Origin of the sequence: Collimonas fungivorans, from assembly GCF_028292705.1 — a bacterium.
GTDB lineage: Bacteria > Pseudomonadota > Gammaproteobacteria > Burkholderiales > Burkholderiaceae_D > Collimonas > Collimonas fungivorans_B.
In genome coordinates this window covers 1-5135 of record NZ_JAQGLV010000039.1, presented here as the reverse complement: position 1 = coordinate 5135, position 5135 = coordinate 1, and the positions used below count along the sequence as shown (strand labels likewise).

At 59.7% G+C, this 5135-nt stretch carries 6 protein-coding genes; 5 read left to right on the top strand and 1 reads right to left on the bottom strand.

The features are described from left to right. Positions 1-416 (top strand): carbonic anhydrase (locus tag JWQ61_RS01875; RefSeq protein ID WP_304359019.1); only part of this gene is annotated, 416 nt, incomplete at its 5' end. A gap of 94 nt (positions 417-510) precedes the next feature. On the opposite strand, the gene purM is transcribed toward JWQ61_RS01875, so the two are convergent. Next, complete coding sequence (gene purM / locus JWQ61_RS01870) at positions 511-1563, bottom strand: phosphoribosylformylglycinamidine cyclo-ligase (RefSeq protein WP_304359018.1); 1053 nt, start codon at positions 1561-1563, stop codon at positions 511-513. Between the two features lie 263 nt (positions 1564-1826). Here purM and JWQ61_RS01865 point away from each other — a divergent pair, with 263 nt between their 5' ends. The 4 genes from JWQ61_RS01865 to pcnB all read left to right on the top strand — a co-directional run. Beyond that, positions 1827-2909: an AI-2E family transporter gene (locus tag JWQ61_RS01865; protein WP_304359017.1), complete on the top strand. Its 1083-nt coding sequence runs from the start codon at positions 1827-1829 to the stop codon at positions 2907-2909. Positions 2910-2975: 66 nt separating this feature from the next. Further along, on the top strand, positions 2976-3677 hold the full coding sequence (gene hda, locus JWQ61_RS01860) for a DnaA regulatory inactivator Hda (protein WP_304359016.1): 702 nt from the start codon (positions 2976-2978) through the stop codon (positions 3675-3677). Then, positions 3674-4348 (top strand): HAD family phosphatase, encoded by a 675-nt coding sequence (locus tag JWQ61_RS01855; RefSeq protein ID WP_304359015.1) that lies wholly within the window; start codon positions 3674-3676, stop codon positions 4346-4348. Before hda ends, JWQ61_RS01855 begins: the two co-directional genes overlap by 4 nt. Further along, on the top strand, positions 4345-5135 hold a 791-nt coding region (gene pcnB, locus JWQ61_RS01850), incomplete at its 3' end, for a polynucleotide adenylyltransferase PcnB (RefSeq protein ID WP_304359014.1). The genes JWQ61_RS01855 and pcnB, both read left to right, overlap by 4 nt.

The window sequence follows — 5135 nt, the reverse complement described above, 5'->3', positions numbered from 1 at the left end:
TGTCGGTGCTGCAGTTTGCGGTAGATGTACTGAAGGTCAAGCACGTTTTTGTGGTCGGCCATTACGGTTGCTCCGGCGTCCATGCGGCGCTGACCAAGCGCCGCGTCGGCCTGGCCGACAACTGGCTGCGCCATGTCGAGGACGTGCACCAGAAGCATGAGCGCTACCTGGGTGAAGCCTTGCCGGAAAGCGTGCGCCACGATCGCCTGTGCGAACTCAATTCGATGGAGCAGGTGGCCAACATCTGCCGCACCACCATCGTCCAGGACGCCTGGGACCGCGGCCAGCCGCTGACCATCCATAGCTGGGTGTACGGCGTGCGCGACGGCCTGCTGCGCGATCTGGAAGTGACTGTCAGCTGCATGTCCGATCTGGAAAAGGGCATGGCGACCAGCCTGAAACGTTATGAAGACTAAAGCCGCTTGAGATTGCCCGGTGCTGCAATTGCCAGACAAAAAAAAGACGACCCTAAGCGGTCGTCTTTTTCTTTTGAGGCTGGCCGCGCAGGAGTTACAGCACGATAGTCTGCGCCTCGCCTTCGGCGCGTGCGCGGATTTCACCGATCCGGTAAACCGTTTCACCGGCGGCTTGCAATTGCGCGACGGCAGCGTCGGCGTTTTCCTTGGCGACGATGACGGTCATGCCGATGCCGCAGTTGAAGACGCGGTGCATTTCGGCGTCGGCTACCTGGCCATGCTGCTGCAGCCAGGTGAACAGCGGCGGCATGGTCCAGCTGTCGCTGTGCAATACGGCTGTCAGGTTGTCTTGCAGCACGCGCGGAATGTTTTCCACCAGGCCGCCGCCGGTGATGTGCACCATGCCCTTGACTTCCATCGACTCCATCAGCGCCAGCAAAGGCTTGACGTAAATGCGGGTAGGCTCCATCAGCACGTCGGCCAGCTTGCGGCCGTGGAAGTCGCCGTCGAGGTCAGGCTGGGCCACTTCGATGATCTTGCGCACCAGCGAATAGCCGTTGGAGTGCGCGCCCGAGGACGCTAGGCCCAGCACGACGTCGCCCGGGATGATCTTGGTGCCGTCGATCAGCTTGGATTTTTCAACCGCGCCGACGGCGAAGCCGGCCAGGTCGTATTCGCCGTCCGGATACATGGTCGGCATTTCAGCCGTTTCGCCGCCGATCAGGGCGCAGCCTGCCAGCTCGCAGCCTTTGGCGATGCCCTTGATGACGTCGGTGGCGCTAGGTACATCGAGTTTGCCGCAAGCGAAGTAATCCAGGAAAAACAGCGGCTCGGCGCCTTGCACCAGGATATCGTTGACGCTCATGGCGACCAGGTCGATGCCGACCGTATCGTGGCGCTTCAGGAGGAAAGCCAGCTTCAGCTTGGTGCCGACGCCGTCGGTGCCGGACACCAGCACCGGTTCCTTGAATTTTTTGCTGATTTCGAACAAGGCGCCGAAACCGCCGATGCCGCCCATCACGCCTTCGCGCATGGTGCGCTTTGCAAAGGGCTTGATGGCTTCGACCAGGGCGTCGCCGGCGTCGATATCAACACCGGCATCGCGATAAGAGAGAGGAACGTTGGACACGTTTGAAGTGGAAGTCATGATGTGATTGGCGGCAGAGGCGGTAAAATAGGAAGAATTCGGCCACGCAACTGAGATTCAGCGCTGCATCAGCGTTGCCTGTCAGGTCAAATAACCGGCCAAAAACAGCCAAACAAGCAGTAAATCAGTGGAGAATACGGCTTTTCCACGGGTTTTGTCTTGTTTTCAGCTTGTTTTTAACTTTCCAATCGCTTGGTTGCGGCCAGGTTATTGCGCGGTAAAAGCGGTATTTTATCAAACCGATCCATCAAACTTTCGATTCCATGCCATTTTCTTTTACCGACGAACAAAAACAAACCGCATTATGGCTGGGACTAGGCCTGTTGCTGATCGCGCTGATGGTGGCTTTGGGACCGATCCTGACGCCTTTCATCGCCTCCGCCATCCTCGCCTATGCGCTCAATCCCGGGGTCGACTGGCTGTCGCGCAGGCGCATCGGTAAATTTCCCTTCCCGCGCGCGCTGGCGGTGCTGGTGGTGATACTGCTGCTGGTGTTCGCGATCCTGGCGGTGATCCTGATCGTGGTGCCGGTGTTGCGCAAAGAATTTCCCTTGCTGCAAGACCAGATCCCCAACTTCCTGAACAAGCTGGACGGTCTGATCGGACCGCATCTGCAGGATTTCGGCATCAATGTGCGGCTGGACGGCACCGGCATCAAGGAAATGCTGACCAAGCAGCTGTCGACCAGCGGCGACGAAATCTGGAGCTCGGTGTTGGCTTCGGTCAAGGTCGGCGGCACGGCGGTGCTGGGCTGGCTCGCCACCATCCTGCTGGTGCCGGTAGTGTTGTTTTACCTGCTGCAGGACTGGCACTCGATCGTCGAGCGCATAGGCCGCCTGGTGCCGCGCCGCTGGCAGGGCAAGACCGGCAACATGACGCAAGAGGTGGATAGCCTGCTGGCGCAGTATTTGCGCGGCCAATTGCTGGTAATGTTGGTTCTGGCGATTTATTATTCGACCGGGCTGGCGATTGCCGGCTTTGATGTGGCGTTGCCTGTGGGCATCATTACCGGTTTGCTGGTATTCATCCCGTATGTCGGTTTCGGCCTTGGGCTGGTGCTGGCGCTGATCGCGGCGATGCTGCAGTTCAGCGGCTGGCACGGGCTGATCGCGGTCGCCATCGTGTATGGCATCGGCCAAGTGCTGGAAAGCTTTATCCTGACGCCGCGCCTGGTCGGCGAGCGCATCGGCCTGCATCCGCTGGTGGTGATTTTTGCCTTGATGGCCTTCGGCCAGCTGTTCGGTTTTGTCGGCATACTGCTGGCGCTGCCGTGTTCGGCGATCATGTCGGTAGTGGTCAAGCATGTGCGCGCACATTACCTGAGCAGCAGTTTTTATAATACGTGAAGCGAGCATCGCTTCCAATATTGCTCCCCAATTGATTGAATTTAAGTAACAAGTGAAGAAACAAGAATGAGGCAGCTAACGCTGGACATTACTGCGGATGAGCCGCAGACCCTGGCTACTTTCGTGGTCGGGCAGAATCAAGAAGCCTTACAGTTCTTGCAGCGTCTGGTCGCGCCGTCGGCAAAATCCCTCACCGCGCCGGGCGACCGCTTCGTTTACCTATGGGGCCAGGCCGGCGCCGGCAAAAGCCATGTGCTGCAGGCACTGGCCAGCAGCACCAGCGCGCGCCTGATCCACGGCCCGAATGACGACGCCGACGCCTTCCATTTTTCGCCCGACGTGGCCGGTTACCTGATCGACAACTGCGACAAATTGTCGGCCGACGACCAGATCGAAGCCTTCAACCTGTTCAACCAGATCCGCGAACACGGCGGCTGGCTGGTCACCAGCGGCGAACTGCCGCCGTCCGAGCTGAGCGTGCGCGAAGATTTGCGGACCCGCCTCGGCTGGGGCCTGATTTACCAGCTGCACGGCTTGAGCGACGAAGAAAAGATCGCCGCCCTGACGCATGCGGCGCAAGCGCGCGGCCTGCATCTGTCGAGCGGCGTGTTACCCTACCTGATTACGCATTTCCGGCGCGACATGCGGTCTTTGTCAGCCATGCTGGACGAACTCGACCGCTATTCGCTGGAAACCCAGCGCCCCATAACGCTGCCCTTGCTACGCAGCTTATTGCAACTCGAATCCGAAGATAAACAATTACTATGAATCTGGCTCTATTCGACCTTGACCATACGCTGCTGCCTGTCGACTCAGACTATGAATGGGGGCAGTTCCTGGCGCGCATCGGCGCAGTCGATCCCGATGCTTTTGAAAAGAGCAACGCCGAATGGTTTGCCCAATACCAGGCTGGTACGCTGGATCCGGTCAAATACCTGGAATTCGCGTTCGGCACCTTGTCCAAATTCCCGCGCAAGCAGCTCGATGCCTGGCATGAGCAGTTCATGGCGCAGGTGATCCTGCCGCAGATTACCCCGGCGGCGCGCGACTTGCTGCAACAGCACCAGGACGCCGGCGACCTGGTGGCGATCGTGACCGCCACCAACAGCTTCGTGACGGAACCGATCGCCAAGGCCCTGGGCGTCGATTTCCTGATCGCCTCCGACCCGGAAACCACCGGTGACGGCGAGATCACCGGCAAGCTGGCCGATACGCCGACCTACGGCCCCGGCAAGGTCACCCACACCCGGGCCTGGCTGGCGACCATGGACATGACGCTGGCCAGTTTCCCGCGCAGTTTTTTCTATAGCGATTCGCACAACGACCTGCCGCTGATGGCGTTGGTCACCGACCCTATCGCAACCAATCCGAACGCCCGCCTGAAAGAGCACGCAATTGCCCACGGCTGGCCCATCCTGAATTTATTCGACGCGCAATGATCAAGAAGCTGATTCGCTCCATCCTTGGGAAAAAGAAAAAAGATCCCACCCAACCGTTGATACTCGGCCCGAAACAGCATGGCATCAATCCGCAGCTGGTGTCGCCGAATGCGGTAAGGGTCACCAAGACCTTGCAGGATAACGGCTTCAAGGCCTTTATCGTCGGCGGTGCGGTGCGCGACCTGCTGCTGGGCGTGAAACCCAAGGATTTCGACGTCGCCACCAACGCCACGCCGGAACAGGTCAAGCGCCTGTTCCGGCGTGCTTTCATCATCGGCAAGCGCTTCCAGATCGTGCACGTGATGTTCGGCCAGGAGCTGATCGAAGTCACCACTTTCCGCGGCGCCTCCTCCGACGGTTCGCCGAAAGACGAGCATGGCCGTGTCCTGCGCGACAACACCTTCGGCGAGCAGCACGAAGATGCGGTGCGGCGCGATTTCACCATCAATGCGATGTACTACGATCCGGCCACCGAGAGCGTGCTCGATTACCACGGCGGCATCGACGACATCCGCGCCAAGACCTTGCGCATCATCGGCGAGCCGGAAGCGCGCTTCCGCGAAGATCCGGTGCGCATGCTGCGCATCGTGCGCTTCGCCGCCAAGCTCAAGTTCACGATCGATCCGGCCACCCGGGCGCCGATCCCGGTGATGGCGGCGCTGATCGACAATGTCCCTGCGGCGCGGGTGTTCGACGAAATGCTGAAGCTGCTGATGAGCGGCCATGCCCTGGCTTGCCTGCAGCAATTGCGCAAGGAAGGCTTGCATCACGGCCTGCTGCCTTTGCT